The sequence below is a fragment of the Phaeovulum sp. W22_SRMD_FR3 genome, assembly GCF_052113705.1.
Classification (GTDB): Bacteria; Pseudomonadota; Alphaproteobacteria; order Rhodobacterales; family Rhodobacteraceae; genus JBGQOG01.
In genome coordinates this window covers 1-15,854 of sequence record NZ_JBGQOG010000032.1, presented here as the reverse complement: position 1 = coordinate 15,854, position 15,854 = coordinate 1, and the positions used below count along the sequence as shown (strand labels likewise).

Below are 15,854 nucleotides of genomic sequence, written 5' to 3'. Positions count from 1 at the left end.
GACAAGATATGGCGCACGCAAAGAACCACGATTACCACATTCTGCCCCCCTCGATCTGGCCGCTCCTGAGCTCGGTCGGTGCTTTCGTCATGCTCTTCGGCGCAGTGATGTGGATGCACGGCATCACCGCCTATATGTTCTTCATCGGCCTGGCCCTCGTGCTCTATTGCATGTTCGGCTGGTGGTCGAATGTGGTGCATGAAGGCCAGACCGGCGATCACACCCCGGTGGTGCGCATCGGCCTGCGCTATGGCTTCATCCTGTTCATCATGTCGGAAGTCATGTTCTTCTCGGCATGGTTCTGGACCTTCTTCAAACACGCGCTCTACCCGATGGGCCCGATGAGCCCGCTGGTCGATGGCGTCTGGCCGCCGGAAGGGATCCAGACCTTTGATCCCTGGCACCTGCCGCTGATCAACACGCTGGTGCTGCTGCTCTCGGGCGCGACGCTGACCTGGGCGCACCACGCGCTGGTCCATGAGAACAACCGCAAAGACGTGGTGCAGGGCCTGATCCTGACCGTTCTGCTGGGGATGTTCTTCACCGTGCTGCAGGGCATCGAGTACAGCCACGCGGCCTTTGGCCTCGCGGGCAACATCTACGGCGCTTCGTTCTTCATGGCGACCGGCTTCCACGGCTTCCACGTCATCATCGGCACGATCTTCCTGTTCGTCTGCCTGCTGCGCGTGCTGAAGGGGCACTTCACCCCCGAAGCGCATGTGGGCTTTGAGGCCGCCGCCTGGTACTGGCACTTCGTCGATGTGGTCTGGCTGTTCCTGTTTGCCTCGATCTACATCTGGGGCCAGTAAAGCCTCCGACCACTGAATAACCGAAAGCGCGGGGATATTCTCCGCGCTTTTGCCGTTGAAGGAATGATGATGCGCCGATACGTGTTTCCGCTGCTGCTGGGTCTGTGCGGCGTGGCCATCCTGCTCTCGCTCGGGGCTTGGCAGCTTCGGCGTCTGGCCTGGAAAGAGGCGCTGCTGGCGGGGATCGAGGCGCAGATTCACGGCGCCCCCGAGGCTTTGCCCGCGCCCGGCACCGCCGATCCGCTGGTGCTGAAATACCGCCCCGTTGCCCTGCAGGGCACCACCACGGGCGAGGGGCTGCTGGTGCTGACCGGGCAAAAGGGTCTGGGCGCCGGCTATGAGGTGATCTCGGTCTTCGAGACTTCGGACAACCGCCGCATCCTCCTTGACCGGGGGTTTGTACCCGAGGCCGCGCGTGACGCGCCACGGCCCCCCGTCGCGCTCGATGTACTGGGTAATCTGCACTGGCCGAACGAAACCGACAGCTACACCCCGGCCCCCGATCTGAAAACCGGGCTGTGGTTCGCCCGCGACGTGCCGGAAATGGCCCGGGCGCTGAACACGGAACCGCTCCTCGTGGTGGTGAGTTCGGTGACGGGCGATGCGCAGGGGGTAGAGCCGGTGCCGGTGGGCATCGAGGGCATTCCGAACGATCATTTGGGCTACGCCATCACATGGTTTTCGCTGGCCGCCGTCTGGGCGGGGATGACAGCGTTCCTTCTGTGGCGTATCAGGCAACGACAGAATTAAGAGGCAGGCATGCGCTATATCTCGACCCGGGGGCAGGCCCCGATCCTTTCATTCGGCGAAGCGATGCTGACGGGCCTTGCCCGGGACGGCGGCCTTTATGTGCCCGAAAGCATCCCGGTGCTGACCCATGACGAGATCGCCGATCTGGCGGGGCAGAGCTATGAAGAGGTCGCCTTCCGCATCACCTCGCGTTTCACCGGCGACACCTTCTCGGAAGCTGAGCTGAAATCGGCGATCGCCAAGGCCTATGCCGGTTTTGGCCATGCCGCCCGCGCGCCACTGGTGCAGCTCGCCCCGGGCCATCACCTGCTGGAGCTGTTCCACGGCCCGACGCTGGCCTTCAAAGATTTCGCCATGCAGCTGATCGGGCAATTGTTCCAGATCGCGCTGGCGCGGGAAGGCCGCAAGATCACCATCGTTGGCGCCACCTCCGGCGATACCGGCTCGGCGGCGATCGAGGCGTTCCGCGGGCTCGACAATGTCGATGTCTTCATCCTCTTCCCGCATGGAAGGGTGTCTGAGGTGCAGCGGCGGCAGATGACCACCCCGTCTGAGGCGAATGTCCATGCGCTGGCGCTGGAGGGTGATTTCGACGATTGCCAGTCGCGCCTGAAGGACATGTTCAACCATTTCGAATTCCGCGATGGCGTCGGCCTTGCCGGGGTGAATTCGATCAACTGGGCGCGGGTTCTGGCGCAGGTGGTCTATTACTTCACCGCCGCCGTCAGCCTCGGCGCGCCGGGGCGCAAGATCAGCTTCACCGTGCCCACCGGCAATTTCGGTGACATTTTCGCGGGCTATATCGCGAAATCCATGGGCCTGCCGATTGATCAGCTGGTGATCGCCACCAACCAGAATGACATCCTGCACCGTTGCCTGAGCACCGGCCGCTATGAGATGAACGGGGTGAAAGCCTCGATCAGCCCGTCGATGGACATTCAGATCTCCTCCAACTTCGAACGCGCCTTGTTCATGGCCTATGGTCAGGATGGCGCCGCCGTCGCGCAGCTGATGGACGAGATGAAGACCACGGGTGGCTTCACCGTCAGCCAGGGCGCGCTGGAGGCCCTGCGCGAGATCTATGCCTCGGGCCGGGTGTCGGAAGCGGAAACCTCGGCGGAAATCACCGCCGAGCTGGCCCGCTCGGGCGAGCTTTTGTGCCCGCACTCCGCTGTTGGCGTGGCTGTCGCCAATGCGCAGATCGCCGCCCCGGTGCCGATGGTGACGCTGGCCACCGCGCATCCTGCGAAATTCCCCGATGCGGTCGAAGCCGCATCCGGCATCCGTCCTGCCCTGCCTGCCCGTATGGCCGATCTGTTTGACCGGCCCGAGCGGGTGACCCGGGTTCCCAATGACCTCGCAGCGCTGGAAGCGCTGATCCATGAAAGGCGCCGCGCTTGACCGTCCAACTCACCACGCTTCCCAATGGCCTGCGCATCGTCACCGAACGCATGCCGGGGCTTCTGTCGGCCTCGGTCGGCATCTGGGTCACCGCGGGCGGGCGGCATGAGCGGGCCGAGCAAAACGGCATCGCGCATTTCCTCGAGCACATGGCCTTCAAGGGCACCAAGCGCCGCAGCGCGCTGCAGATTGCCGAGGAAATCGAGGATGTGGGCGGCTATATCAACGCCTATACCTCGCGCGAGATGACCGCCTATTACGCCCGCGTGCTGGAGGCCGATGTGCCGATGGCGCTCGACGTCATTGCCGATATCGTGCTGAACCCGGTCTTTGACCCGCGCGAGATCGAGGTGGAACGCCATGTGATCCTGCAGGAAATCGGCCAAAGCCTCGACACGCCCGACGACATCATCTTCGACTGGCTGCAAGAAGCGGCCTATCCGGATCAGGCGATGGGCCGCACGATTCTGGGGCCGGCCGAGCGCGTCTCGAACTTCTCGCGCGAGGATCTGGCGGGGTTTGTGGCCGAGCATTACGGCCCGGATCAGATGATTCTCTCGGCCGCGGGCGCGGTGGATCACGATGCCATCGTGCGCGAGGCCGAGGTGATCTTCGGCCATCTGAAGCCGGTGGGCAGCACGCTCTTGCAGCCCGCGACATGGCGGGGCGCCGAGCGGCGCGAGGTCAAGGACCTTGAGCAGGCGCATTTCGCGCTGGCGCTTGAGGGGCCGGGCTATCACAGCGCCGATCTCTACACCGCGCAGGTCTATGCCACGGCGCTTGGCGGCGGCATGTCCTCGCGCCTCTTCCAAAAGATCCGCGAAGAGCGCGGCCTGTGCTATTCGATCTTCGCGCAGGCGGGCAGCCATGAAGACACCGGGATGATCACCATCTATGCCGGGACCTCCGCCGAAGAGATCACCGCGCTCTGTGGTCTGACGATGGACGAGCTGAAACGCGCCGCGGATGACATGTCCGAGGCCGAGGTGGCCCGTGCCCGCGCCCAGATGAAGGCGGGGATGCTGATGGGGCTGGAAAGCCCCTCCAGCCGCGCCGAACGCATGGCACGCAATCTGGCGATCTGGGGCCGCGTTCCCGGCATCGAAGAGGCGGCGGAAAAGGTCGAGGCGGTCACCCGCGACGCGGTGCGCGATTATGCGGGGCGCCTGATCGGCTCGGGCCAGTCTGCCCTTGCGCTCTATGGTCCGGTCGCTGCGGCCCCGGGGCTGGAGGCACTGCGCGACAGGCTTGCGGCCTGATGCTCACCCGGCGGCGGAAGCTCAGGATTGATACGGAGCGCATGATCCTGCGCTTGCCGCAACATTCCGATTTCCGCGCCTGGTCTGAACTGCGCGAAGCCAGCCGCGCGTTCCTGACACCCTGGGAGCCGGTCTGGGCGGCGGATCACCTCAGTCGCAAGGGTTTTGCCAACCGCGTTTACTGGGCGGCGCGCTCGCAGGCGGGCGGGGTGGCGGTGCCGCTCTTCATGTTCTCGCGCGAGACGGGCGAGATTCTGGGCGGCATCACGCTGGACAATATCCGCCGTGGCCCGGCGCAAACCGGCACGATGGGCTATTGGATCGGGCAGAAGTTCGCCCGTCAGGGCTATATGCGCGAGGCGATTCAGGCGGTGGTGCACCACGCCTTCAGTGTGCTGGACCTCAGCCGGGTCGACGCCGCCTGCCTGCCCGAAAACGCCCCCTCGCGCGGTGTGCTGGAAAAAACCGGCTTCAAATATGAAGGCGTGGCGCAGAGTTATCTGCAGATCAACGGGCGGTGGCGCAACCATGTGCTCTATGCCAATTTGCGCGGAGACCGGCGCGGCCGCACGGATATCGGCTGAGCCCGGGGGGGCAGAGCGCCCCGCGTCTGGAAAGCAAGGAACAAGGATGATGGCGATGCTGAAACCCGCGGATGCAGCTTTTCTGAACGCGTTGCAGGCGGCATTGCCTGCGCTGGATCTGGGAGAGGCCGAGCCGCGCTATCTGGAAGAGCCGCGCGGCCGCTGGACGGGCATCGCCGGGGCCGTCGCGCGCCCGCGGGACCTTGACGAAGTGGCGGGCGTGGTGCGGTTTTGCGCCGAAGCGGGGGTGGGGCTGATCCCCTATGGCGGCGGCACCGGCCTCGTCGGCGGTCAGGTCCTGCCCGAGGGCACGCTGCCGCTGGTGATCAGTCTTGAGCGGATGAAAGCGGTGCGCGAGATCGACCCGCGCGGCAATGTGCTGATCGTGGAGGCGGGGGCGACCTTGGCCGAGGTGCAGGCGGCGGCCGAAGGTGCGGGGCGGCTTTTCCCGCTGACGCTCGCCTCGCAGGGCACGGCACGGATCGGCGGTTGCCTCTCGACCAATGCGGGCGGGGTGAATGTGCTGCGCTACGGCAATGCGCGCGAATTGTGCTTCGGGGTGGAGGCGGTGCTGGCCGATGGCACCGTGCTGCGCGGCCTGAAGCGCCTGCGCAAGGACAACACCGGCTATGACCTCAAGGATCTCCTGATCGGGGCAGAGGGGACATTGGGGGTGATCACCGCCTGTGCTTTGCGCCTCTTCCCGCGTCCCGCCGCCGAGGGCACGGCGATGCTGGTGGTCGACAGCCCCTCGGCCGCGCTGGAGCTGCTGGGGATGGCCGAGGCGCGGATGCCCGGCTGTGTCTCGGCCTTTGAGCTGATCGCGCAGCAGGGCCTGCTCTTTCTCGATGCCACCATGCCCGATCTGCGCCAGCCGCTGGCGGAGCGCCCGGCCTGGTCGGTGCTGATCGAGGTGGGGCTGCCGCAGGGCCTCGACCCCGAAGCGGTGCTGGCCGAGTTGTTTGAGGCGGCGCTGGAGGCCGGTCTGGTCTCGGACGGGGTGATCGCGCAAAGTGCCGCGCAGCGCGACGCGATGTGGACCCTGCGCGAAAGCCTGCCGGAGGGGAACAAGCGGATCGGCGCGATCTCTTCGCATGACATTTCGGTGCCGCTGTCATCGCTGCCGCTGTTCATTGAAGAGGCGCGGGCGGCGGTTAATGCGATGGGCGATTTCCGCATCAACTGCTTTGGCCATGTCGGCGACGGCAATCTGCATTTCAACGTCTTTCCGCCCGAGGGGAAATCCAAGGCCGAGTTTGCAGGCCAGGCGCGGGCGATTGCGACGCGGGTGCATGAGGTGGTGGATGCCCTGGGCGGCTCGGTCTCGGCCGAACATGGCATCGGGCGGCTCAAGGTCGATGATCTGGAGCGGTTCGGCGATACCGGCAAGCTGACGGCGATGCGGGCCATCAAGGCGGCGCTTGATCCGCAGGGCATCATGAACCCCGGTGCGGTGCTGCGCGGCTGAGGCCGGGGGGGCCCTTTCCAGACCAGGGGCCGGAAATAACTGCGCCCTGCCGGGGGAAGGCAGGGCGCGGCACTTTTGGTTCACGTGTTTGCAAGCAGTCGAACCATCAGGCCCGCTCTGGTTAGCGTGATTCTTCTTACGAAGTGGTTAGCGGCTCAGCCGACCGACAGCTTGATCGCGCCGACGATCACAAAAAAACCGACCGAGATGATCAGCGCATGTGCCAGACCGTCATGCTCGGCCAGCATTTTCTTGGCGCGGGCGATCAGGTCAAAGCGGGGGAAGGCGGCGGCGGATTGGACGAGAGAGGACATGGGACCAGCCTTTGAAGCATGAATTTCTTATCCCCAATTTCGGTCTTTCTGCGTCTGCGAACAAGATGCTGCATTTGCATAACCTCCATGCGGGCGCTGCATGGCAGGCGTGCTGACCTATTCCCCCCCGCGCGGGCGGTCGCGCCTCAGGTCCCCTCAAACTCGCACAAAACATGCACTTTCATCCCCAGCTTTTCGAGCAGTTTGCGCCCCCCCAGTTCCGGCAGATCGACGACAAAGGCGCAGCCCACCACTTCGGCCCCCAGCGCCTCGCAGAGTTTGATCGCCGCTTCGCAGGTGCCGCCGGTGGCCAGCAGATCATCGACGATCAGCACCTTGTCACCGGGGGCGAGGGCATCCTCGTGGATCTCCATCACCGCTTTGCCATATTCCAGATTATAGCCCTGTGACAGGCACTTGCCCGGCAGCTTGCCCTGTTTGCGGATCGGCACGAAGCCCTTGGTCAGCTGATGCGCCAGCGCGCCGCCGAGGATAAAACCGCGCGCTTCCAGCCCGATGATCTTGTCGATCTTTTCGCCCGCATAGGGGTGCAGAAGCTGGTCAATCGCCATGCGAAAGCCGCGCGGATCGGCGAAAAGCGTGGTGACATCCCGGAACTGGATCCCCTCATGCGGGAAATCCGGGATGGTGCGGATATAGTCTTTGACCGTCTTTTTCATGCCGAGGCCCCCAGCATGCGCCCCGCAACGGCATCCAGCTTCGCCAGAACCGCCGGGTCGCGCCGCTCCGGCGCGGTCATGATCGCGTGCTCCAGCGCCCGATCGCAGCCATGCGGGCAGGGCGCGCGCGTGGCACCCAACAGGGCGGGCAGCCGGGAGATCAGCCCGCGCGCGTGATCCGCATTGCCGCCGAGCGTGGCAATGATCTGGCTGATGTCCACCTCGCCATGATCGGGGTGCCAGCTGTCGTAATCGGTGATCATCGCGACGGAAGCATAGCAAATCTCGGCCTCGCGGGCGAGTTTCGCCTCCGGCATCCCGGTCATCCCGATCACATCGCAGCCCCAAACCTCACGATAAAGCCGCGATTCGGCGAGGGTGGAAAACTGCGGCCCCTCCATCGCGAGATAGGTGCCGCCCCGGTGCACGCGCAAGCCTTCGGCGGTGGCGGCGGCAAAGCAGGCCTCGGACAGGCGCGGGCAGGTCGGATGCGCCAGACTGACATGGCCGACGCAGCCCGTGCCGAAGAACGATTTTTCGCGCGCAAAAGTGCGGTCGATGTATTGATCCACGATGACAAAATCGCCCGGCGCCAATTCCTCGCGGAACGACCCACAGGCGGAAACCGCGATGATGTCGGTGACCCCCAGCCGTTTCAGCGCGTCGATATTGGCGCGGTAATTGACGTCGGAGGGGGAATGCACATGCCCGCGGCCATGGCGCGGCAGGAAGGCCATTTCCACCCCGTAGAGCCTGCCGGTCAGGATCTGGTCCGACGGCATCCCCCAGGGGGTTTCCACCGTCAGCCATTCGGCGTTTTCCAGGCCGCTGATCTGGTAAAGCCCCGATCCGCCAATGACTCCGATCCGTGTCTGCATCGCCCGCTCCTTGCTGCGCCGCAGCCACGATAGGGCGAGCGGCGGGGCCTGCACAAGCGCGCAGCCGGGCGATTGCGGGCTTTCCGTAGGGTGAAAAGCTGCGGGGGCGGGCTTGCGGGGGGCGGGGCGACGTGCCACGGCTGGGCGGCTGAACTTCGGGAGGGTGGGCATGGACGGGAATCTGCGCGGGGCGATCCTGATGGTGCTGGCAATGGCCGGTTTTGCCTTTGAGGACATGTTCGTCAAATCCGCCGCCCGGCATCTGCCGGTGGGCGAGATCCTGATCCTGTTCGGCCTTGGCGGCATGTTGTGCTTCATGGTCCTGACCAAGCGGCGGGGCGAGCCGCTCTATCATCCGGCCGTGCTCTCCCGCCCGCTGCTGATCAAGGCGGCGATGGAGGTGATGGGGCGGCTGGGCTATACGGTCGCGCTGGCGCTGACGCCCTTGTCCAATGCCTCGGCCATTTTGCAGGCAACGCCCCTGGTGGTGGTGGCCGGCGCGGCGGTGATTTTCCGCGAGCCGGTGGGCTGGCGCCGATGGGCCGCCATCGCTTTGGGTTTCGCGGGCGTGCTGATCATCCTGCGGCCGGGGCTGGAGGGGTTTGAGCTGGCCTCGCTCTGGGCGGTGGTCGGCATGCTGGGCTTTGCCGGGCGCGATCTGGCGACGCGGGCGGCACCGCCGGTCCTGTCGAATGTGCAGCTGGGCATCTACGGCTTTTTGATGCTGATCCCGACTGGGGTGATCCTTCTCATGTTCACCGGCGGCGCGGTGATGCCCGCACCGCGTGAAGCGCTCGACCTTCTGGCGGCGGTCGGCTTTGGCGTGGGGGCCTATTACGGGCTGACGGCGGCGATGCGGATGGGAGAGGTGGGGGTGATCACCCCCTTCCGCTACACTCGGCTGGTCTTTGCGCTGATTCTGGGCGTGGTGGTCTTTGCCGAGCGCCCCGATGCGCTGACGCTGATCGGAGCGGCGGTGATCATCGGTTCCGGCATCTACACGCTGATCCGGGGGCGGCAGGTGGCCCGGGCGGCCGCGCGGGCGCGCGGCGCGGTGTGACCTCCAGCGGCGGGTCAGTCGCCGGGACGTGTCAGCTCGAACACCTCGCGCACGGTGGCATAATCGCGGTAGCCGAGCCGGGTGAGCAGGCCCGAGGGCGGCAGCATCACCCGGCCCTCCTGCAGACAGTCGGGGCGGATATGGATGCCGGTCACCTCGCCCAGCACCAGAAAGTTCGATTTGCCCGCCAGGGTGACAATCTGCGTCAGCTTGCATTCCAGGCTGAAGGGCGCATTGCCGACGCGCGGGCAGGGGATCGTTTCGCATTCCACCTTCGGCGCGCCGGAAAGCGCAAACTCGTCCACCTCGGCTGCGGCCGGGGCCGAGGAGGCATTCATCACCCCGATCTGGTCGCCCTCAACGATGTTGACGCAGAAGACCCCCGTCTCGCGGATATTGGCGACGCTGTCCTTGGTGCCCTCGCGGTCGGGCTTGGCCGAGGTGGAGGCAAACATCACCTGTGGCGGCACATAAGCCACGGCATTGAAGAAAGAATAGGGGGCCAGATTGTCGCCCAGACTGCCGCGCGTGGAAATCCAGCCGATGGGGCGCGGGGCGATCAGCGCGCCAAACGGGTTGTGGGGCAGGCCGTGGCCATCTTCGGGACGGTAAAACATCGGGTCACTCCGGGCAGATCGGTTTGAACGCAGGCTGCGTGCATGTTAGGCGCGGGTGCAAGGGGATTCGGGCGGGCGAGGCGGCCGGGATGTATCAGTTGGAAGAAGAGACCGACGCCGATTGGTGGGAGGTCGAGGCGCTCTATGACCTGTGCTTTGCACCGGGCCGTACGGCTTTGTCTTCATACCGTCTGCGCGATGGTGTCGCCAAGGTGGCCGAGCTGTGCCTCGTGCTGCGCGATGAGACGAACACGCTGGCGGCGGTGATCCGCTACTGGCCGGTGCTGGTCGGCGGCGCGCGCGTGCTTTTGCTGGGGCCGGTGGCGGTGCACCCGACCCGGCAGGGCGAGGGGCTGGGCGGGATCCTTATCCTCGAAAGCCTTTCCGAGGCGCGGCGGCTGGGCTGGGAGCGGGTGCTGCTGGTCGGCGATGCCCCCTATTACCGCCGCTTTGGCTTTACCAAGCGCACGGGCGTGATCATGCCGCCCCCCACCAACCCGGACCGGGTGCTGGGTTTGGAATTGCAGCCCGGCGCCTGGGAGGGCGTCGCGGGCGATGTGACGAAATTCCACGAATAAGGGCATTGGTAACCTTGTGCAGGCGGGGTTCGCGGTCTATGCGGTCGCTGCGAATTGTTTCGCTATTTAAAGAGGTTACTATGAAAGTTACGGCTATTTCCGCCGTCGCCCTGCTGGGCTTTGCGCTTCCCGCCGCCGCTGTTGAAGTGACCGGGGGGCAACTGAGCTTCTCCCGCTCGCAGTTCACCGATTATTCCGAGGCGGCCAAAACCACGCTGGAAGGCGCGGTCGAGTTTGGCTTTACCCGTGAATTTGCGGTTCAGGCAGACCTCGGGTTCAACGCGTTGAACTCCGCTGACGAGACGGTGACGGCGATGGCGCTGCACGCCATCTATCACGGCGATGAGACCAATTCTTACGGTCTCTTTATCGGCAACGAGCGCGTGGCAGGCGAGGATGTCACCTATTACGGCATCGAATATGGCCATGAATCGGGCCCGCTCAGCTTTGAGACCTTCCTCGCCCGGGGTGAAGAATCCGGGGTGTCGGGCACCGAGTTCGGTCTGAAGGGCCGCTACGCCGTGAACGATCGTCTGGGTCTGGGCGCGCGCTATGAAACCGTCGATTTTGAAAGCGTCATTGACGTCTCGGTGCTCGGGCTGACGGCAGACTACGCGGTTGTGCCGAATCTGCTGGTGACCGGCGAGGTCGGGAGTGCCGATCTGGACGTGAGCGGTGCCGGGTCGGCCTCGGAGACCTATGTCAAACTGGGGGCGACCTATACGTTCGGCGCCGCCCGGGGCGCAACCTTTGGCAAGCGTGGTCTGGTGAACCTGCTGCCGGGCTTCTGAGCGCAGACGGATGGCAAATCCAACCCGCCGGGCGCTGCCCCGGCGGGTTTTTTCATGTGAAATCCGCGGCGGGGCCTTTGCCTGCTGCGGCGCATCCCCATATCGGGAGGAACAGGAGGACGCGCATGTCTGATCAGGTCATCTTTCCGCCACTGCACGATCCCGCTGTGCTGACCGAACTCGGGTCCCTTGCCGCGCGGCACAAGGCGGCCAGCGGGCTGGGGATGCAGGTGCTGGGCTGGGTCGGCGGCAATGCCGAGACCCTGCTTGAGCGGCTGCCCGCGCCGGTCAAGGACCGGCTGGAGGCCGTGACCCGCACGGCGCTGGAAAACGCCTTCAGCGCCGCCGCCCGCTCGCGCGGGGTGGTGTCGGACCGGCCCGACTGGCTGAACACCGCGCTGACCACGGCGATGGGGGCGGCGGGGGGGCTTGGCGGTCTGCCCGGCGCGATGGCCGAACTGCCGGTGACGGTGACCGTGCTTTTGCGCGCGATTCAGGGCATTGCCGCCGAACATGGCTTTGATCCGGCGGAAGAAGAGATCCGGCTGGAATGCATCCGCGTCTTCGCCAGTGCCGGGCCGATGGCGGCGGATGACGGCACCGATCTGGCCTTTGTCAGCGCGCGGATGACGCTGACCGGGCAGTCGGTGCAGGGGCTGATCGCCAAGGTCGCGCCGCGTCTGGCGGGGGTGCTCGGGCAAAAGCTCGCGGCGCAGGCGGCCCCGGTACTGGGCGCGGTGGCGGGGGCGGCGATCAACTACAGCTTCACCAGCTATTATCAGGAAATCGCCCGCGTGCATTTCGGGCTGAAGCGGCTGGCGCAGACCGCGCAGCTGGACGAGGGTTTCCTGCGCGAGGAACTGCGCGCCCGCATCGCCCGAAAAAAATAACCCCGCGCGGCGCTATTGCCGCGCGAGGAAATGCGTGACGACAGAGCGAACGCTTTGCGCGCCGCTGTCGCGGGCCTCATCAATCACCGCCTTGAGGTTGGCAAGATTGGTGCGCCGGATCAGATGCTTGACCGGGCCGACCGAGGCGGGGCGCATCGACAGCGTCCGCAAACCCAAGGCTGCGAAGGTCAGCGCCTCAATCGGGCGGCCGGCATCTTCGCCACAGAAGGACAGCGGCGTATTTGCCTCGCGGCAGCGGGCGATGATCTGTTCCAGCAGGCCCAGAAAGCTCACATCCAGCGTGTCATAGCGGCGGCGCACCCGTTCATTCTCGCGGTCGGCGGCAAAGAAGAACTGCTTGAGGTCATTGCCGCCGATCGAGATGAAATCGGCCTGTTCAAAAAAGGCACGCGGCGCAAAGGCCATGCTGGGGGTTTCCAGCATCGCGCCGATCTCGAGCTTTTCGGGCACGACATGGCCCAGGGCCCGCTCGCGGTCCATCTCGTCCAGCGCGGCCTGACGGGCGGCGGTAAACTCATCCTGCGCCGCGATGAACGGGAACATCACCGACAGCGGACGCCCCTCTGCGGCACGGATCAGCGCCTGCAACTGCATGCGCAGCACACCACGTTTGTCCAGCCCCACCCGGATCGCGCGCCAGCCCATTGCGGGGTTCGGCTCGTCCTGCGGCTTCATATAGGGCAGCACTTTGTCCGAGCCGATGTCGAGCGTGCGGAAGATCACCTTTTTGCCCTGTGCCGCATTCAGCACCTGCGCATAGATCGAGGCCAGTTCGGCCCGCCGCGGCACCCGGCTGCGCACCAGAAATTGCAGCTCGGTGCGGAACAGCCCGACGCCATCCGCCCCGGATCCCGCCAGCGAGGGCAGGTCGGCCATCAGGCCCGCGTTCATCATCAAGGTGATGGTGGTGCCGCATTGGCCGGTGGCGGGCAATTCGCGCAGGCTGGCATAGCGGCTCTGCGCCTCGGCCTGCATGGCGATCTTGTCGCGAAAGGCTTTGGCCACGGTTTCTTCGGGCCGCAAATGCACAACCCCCTGATCGCCATCGACCAGAATCGCATTGCCGTTCAGCGCCTCGGAGGTGATGCGGGCGGCATGAATCACCAGGGGAATCGCCAGCGCCCGCGCAACCACCGCAGCGTGAGAGCCGACCGAGCCCTCCTCCATCACCACGCCCTTCAGCTTGCGGCCATATTCCAGCAGCTCGGCGGGGCCGATGTTGCGCGCCACCAGCACCGGGTTCTCCGGCATCTCGGCACCGGTATCCTTGCCCTGTCCGGTCAGGATCCGCAGCAGCCGGTTCGACAGATCGTCCAGATCGTGCAGCCGCTCGCGCAGATAGGGGTCAGGCACCTGCTCCAGCCGCGCCCGCGCGATGGATTGCTCTTTCTCCACCGCCGCTTCGGCCGAGAGACCGCGCGCGATATCCTCTTCCATCCGCTTCAGCCAGCCGCGCGAATTGGCGAACATCTTATAGGCTTCGAGCACGTCGAGCTGATCTTTGTCCGAGGTGATGCTGTCAGACAGCATCCGGTCCACCGATTGCCGCAGCTCATCCACCGCCACATGCAGCCGCGCGCTTTCCGCCTCCGGATCGTCGCCGACGGGGTTGGTCACCACCACGCGCGGTTCGTGCAGCCAGACGCGGCCTTCGGCAGCCCCCTCCTGACCCGTGGCACCCCGGAACATCACCGGGTTCTGATGCGCCGCCGAAAAACCGTCGGCCTCGGAGATGAAGGCGCCAAGCTCGGCCATTTCGGCCAGCACCATCGCCACGACCTCAAGGCCATAGACCTCATCTTCCGAAAACTGCCGCGCGGCCTTGGACTGCACGACCAGCACGCCCAGCCGCTCGCCCAGCCGCTGGATCGGCACGCCGAGGAAGGAGGAGAAGATCTCCTCCCCGGTCTCGGGCATGTAGCGAAAGCCCTTTTCGGCGGGGGCATCACCGGTGTTGATCGGCGTCGCCGATCGCGCCACGCGGCCCACGAGACCTTCGCCCAGACGCATGCGGGTCTGGTGCACCGATTCGGGCTTCAGCCCTTCGGTGGCGCAAAGCTCCAGCGTTTCAGGATCCCGGAAGAGATATATCGAGCAGACCTCGGTCCCCATCGAATCGGCGATCAGATGGGTTATGCGGTCCAGACGCTCCTGCCCTTTGGCGGGAGTCGCAAGGGTGTCGCGCAACCTCCGGAGGAGCTTGCGGCTATCAGTTTCGCTGCGTTCGGGCATGTGCCCTCCCAGCCCCCGTTGTTCATGCCGCGCGGGTTGGTCCCGCGCGGTCCGGTCTGTTGATCAGACCGCTTTTTCCAGTTCGAAGGCATCATGGAGCGCCTGAACCGCGAGTTCCATATATTTCCGGTCGATCAGCACCGAAATCTTGATCTCGGAGGTGGCGATGACCTTGATATTGACGTTTTCACGCGACAATGCCTTGAACATGGTCGATGCGACGCCCGCATGGCTGCGCATCCCGATGCCGACAACCGAGACTTTCGCCACTTCGGTATCGACCACGAGGTCGTCATAATTGATGGTGCCCGCGGCTTTCGCGTCTTCCATCGCCTTTTTCGCCCGCGCGACCTGATTGATCGGGCAGGAGAAGGTCATGTCGGTCACGGCGCCGTCATGGCCCTCGTAATCGCGCTCCGAGATGTTCTGCACGATCATATCGACATTGACGCCCGCTTCCGACAGCGGCCCGAAGATCGCGGCGGCGATGCCGGGGCGGTCCTCGACGGTGACCAGGGTCATTTTCGCTTCGTCGCGCGAATAGGCGACGCCAGAGACGACTTTCGATTCCATGATTTCATCCTCGTCGCAGACCAGGGTTCCAGAGTTTTCGTCGGTATCCTCAAACGAGGACAACACCCGCAGACGCACCTTATAGCGCATTGCCAGCTCGACCGAACGGGTTTGCAGCACCTTGGCCCCGAGCGAGGCCAGTTCCAGCATTTCCTCAAACGCGATTTTCTCGAGCTTGCGGGCCTTTTGGCTGATGCGCGGGTCGGTGGTGTAGATGCCGTCGACATCGGTGTAGATGTCGCAGCGTTCCGCGCCAAAGGCCGCGGCAAAAGCGACGGCGGTGGTGTCCGAGCCGCCGCGGCCCAAAGTGGTGATCCGGCCCTCCGGGCTCACGCCCTGAAAACCGGCGACCACGGCCACCTTCATGCCTTCGGCGAATTTCGCGTCGATATTCTCGCGCGGAATGTCGACAAAGCGGGCGGCCGAATGCGCAGAGGTGGTCTTGATCGGCACTTGCCAACCCTGCCAGCTGCGCGCGGGCACGTCCATCTCTTGCAGGGTCAGCGCCATCAGACCGGCGGTGACATTCTCGCCCGAGGAGACCACGGCGTCATATTCGCGCGCGTCAAACATCGGCGAGGTCTGCTCGACCCAGCCCACCAGCTCATTGGTTTTGCCCGACATGGCCGAGACGATGACGATCACGTCATAGCCGCGTTCCACCTCGCGTTTGACCTTCGCGGCCGCATTCTTGATGCGCGCGAGATCCCCGACCGAGGTGCCACCGAATTTCATAACAAGAAGCGGCATGGATACCCCCCTGAACCGCCCGACAGAATTGCGCGCTTCCTAGCGGCTGGGGGGCAGGCTTGCAAGGGGAGATGGCGGGCCGGTTGGGTGGGCAGGCTGGCGTTGCGCCGGGGGGCGAGTGCGGAAGGGGGGGGGGGGGGGGGGGGGGGGGGGGGGGGGGGGGGGGGGGGGGGGGGGGGGGGGGGGGGGGGGGGGGGGG

Annotated in this window: 16 protein-coding genes; 10 read left to right on the top strand and 6 right to left on the bottom strand. The window is 65.2% G+C overall.

Annotated elements, in window-relative coordinates; translation table 11 throughout:
* Positions 1-8 precede the first annotated feature (8 nt).
* The 6 genes from ACEN2S_RS22080 to ACEN2S_RS22055 all read left to right on the top strand — a co-directional run bounded on the left by ACEN2S_RS22080 (position 9) and on the right by ACEN2S_RS22055 (position 6,271).
* Positions 9-809 carry a cytochrome c oxidase subunit 3 gene (locus tag ACEN2S_RS22080; protein WP_441870575.1) on the top strand — a complete coding sequence of 267 codons (801 nt, stop codon included), beginning with the start codon at positions 9-11 and terminating at the stop codon, positions 807-809.
* Positions 810-875: 66 nt separating this feature from the next.
* Positions 876-1,559, top strand: coding sequence for an SURF1 family protein (locus tag ACEN2S_RS22075; protein WP_441870573.1), 684 nt, complete (start codon positions 876-878; stop codon positions 1,557-1,559).
* Between the two features lie 9 nt (positions 1,560-1,568).
* Positions 1,569-2,960, top strand: coding sequence for a threonine synthase (thrC, locus tag ACEN2S_RS22070; protein ID WP_441870571.1), 1,392 nt, complete (start codon positions 1,569-1,571; stop codon positions 2,958-2,960).
* Positions 2,957-4,219 (top strand): M16 family metallopeptidase, encoded by a 1,263-nt coding sequence (locus ACEN2S_RS22065; RefSeq protein WP_441870569.1) that lies wholly within the window; start codon positions 2,957-2,959, stop codon positions 4,217-4,219. Before thrC ends, ACEN2S_RS22065 begins: the two co-directional genes overlap by 4 nt.
* Positions 4,219-4,803, top strand: a complete 585-nt coding sequence (locus tag ACEN2S_RS22060; protein ID WP_441870567.1) for a GNAT family N-acetyltransferase — start codon at positions 4,219-4,221, stop codon at positions 4,801-4,803. Before ACEN2S_RS22065 ends, ACEN2S_RS22060 begins: the two co-directional genes overlap by 1 nt.
* A gap of 55 nt (positions 4,804-4,858) precedes the next feature.
* On the top strand, positions 4,859-6,271 hold the full coding sequence (locus ACEN2S_RS22055) for an FAD-binding oxidoreductase (protein ID WP_441870565.1): 1,413 nt from the start codon (positions 4,859-4,861) through the stop codon (positions 6,269-6,271).
* 155 nt (positions 6,272-6,426) lie between these two features.
* On the opposite strand, the gene ACEN2S_RS22050 is transcribed toward ACEN2S_RS22055, so the two are convergent.
* The 3 genes from ACEN2S_RS22050 to ACEN2S_RS22040 all read right to left on the bottom strand — a co-directional run bounded on the left by ACEN2S_RS22050 (position 6,427) and on the right by ACEN2S_RS22040 (position 8,143).
* Positions 6,427-6,585 carry a hypothetical protein gene (locus ACEN2S_RS22050; protein WP_441870563.1) on the bottom strand — a complete coding sequence of 53 codons (159 nt, stop codon included), beginning with the start codon at positions 6,583-6,585 and terminating at the stop codon, positions 6,427-6,429.
* Between the two features lie 146 nt (positions 6,586-6,731).
* Entirely contained in the window at positions 6,732-7,265 is a 534-nt protein-coding gene (locus ACEN2S_RS22045) for an adenine phosphoribosyltransferase (RefSeq protein ID WP_441870561.1), read from the bottom strand.
* Entirely contained in the window at positions 7,262-8,143 is an 882-nt protein-coding gene (locus ACEN2S_RS22040) for an S-methyl-5'-thioadenosine phosphorylase (RefSeq protein WP_441870559.1), read from the bottom strand. Before ACEN2S_RS22040 ends, ACEN2S_RS22045 begins: the two co-directional genes overlap by 4 nt.
* 169 nt (positions 8,144-8,312) lie before the next feature.
* On the opposite strand from ACEN2S_RS22040, the gene ACEN2S_RS22035 reads away from it, so the two are divergent.
* Positions 8,313-9,203 carry a DMT family transporter gene (locus ACEN2S_RS22035; RefSeq protein WP_441870557.1) on the top strand — a complete coding sequence of 297 codons (891 nt, stop codon included), beginning with the start codon at positions 8,313-8,315 and terminating at the stop codon, positions 9,201-9,203.
* A gap of 14 nt (positions 9,204-9,217) precedes the next feature.
* Here the strand turns inward: ACEN2S_RS22035 and ACEN2S_RS22030 are convergent, their stop codons facing one another.
* On the bottom strand, positions 9,218-9,820 hold the full coding sequence (locus ACEN2S_RS22030) for a flavin reductase family protein (RefSeq protein ID WP_441870555.1): 603 nt from the start codon (positions 9,818-9,820) through the stop codon (positions 9,218-9,220).
* A gap of 89 nt (positions 9,821-9,909) precedes the next feature.
* On the opposite strand from ACEN2S_RS22030, the gene ACEN2S_RS22025 reads away from it, so the two are divergent.
* The 3 genes from ACEN2S_RS22025 to ACEN2S_RS22015 all read left to right on the top strand — a co-directional run bounded on the left by ACEN2S_RS22025 (position 9,910) and on the right by ACEN2S_RS22015 (position 12,079).
* Entirely contained in the window at positions 9,910-10,398 is a 489-nt protein-coding gene (locus tag ACEN2S_RS22025; protein ID WP_441870553.1) for a GNAT family N-acetyltransferase, read from the top strand.
* An 80-nt stretch (positions 10,399-10,478) separates the two neighbouring features.
* Positions 10,479-11,189, top strand: coding sequence for a hypothetical protein (locus ACEN2S_RS22020; RefSeq protein ID WP_441870551.1), 711 nt, complete (start codon positions 10,479-10,481; stop codon positions 11,187-11,189).
* A gap of 125 nt (positions 11,190-11,314) precedes the next feature.
* Complete coding sequence (locus tag ACEN2S_RS22015; protein WP_441870549.1) at positions 11,315-12,079, top strand: EcsC family protein; 765 nt, start codon at positions 11,315-11,317, stop codon at positions 12,077-12,079.
* 12 nt (positions 12,080-12,091) lie between these two features.
* Here the strand turns inward: ACEN2S_RS22015 and ptsP are convergent, their stop codons facing one another.
* Complete coding sequence (gene ptsP, locus ACEN2S_RS22010; RefSeq protein ID WP_441870547.1) at positions 12,092-14,332, bottom strand: phosphoenolpyruvate--protein phosphotransferase; 2,241 nt, start codon at positions 14,330-14,332, stop codon at positions 12,092-12,094.
* Between the two features lie 63 nt (positions 14,333-14,395).
* Positions 14,396-15,655, bottom strand: a complete 1,260-nt coding sequence (locus tag ACEN2S_RS22005; protein ID WP_441870545.1) for an aspartate kinase — start codon at positions 15,653-15,655, stop codon at positions 14,396-14,398.
* Between the last annotated feature and the right edge of the window lie 199 nt (positions 15,656-15,854).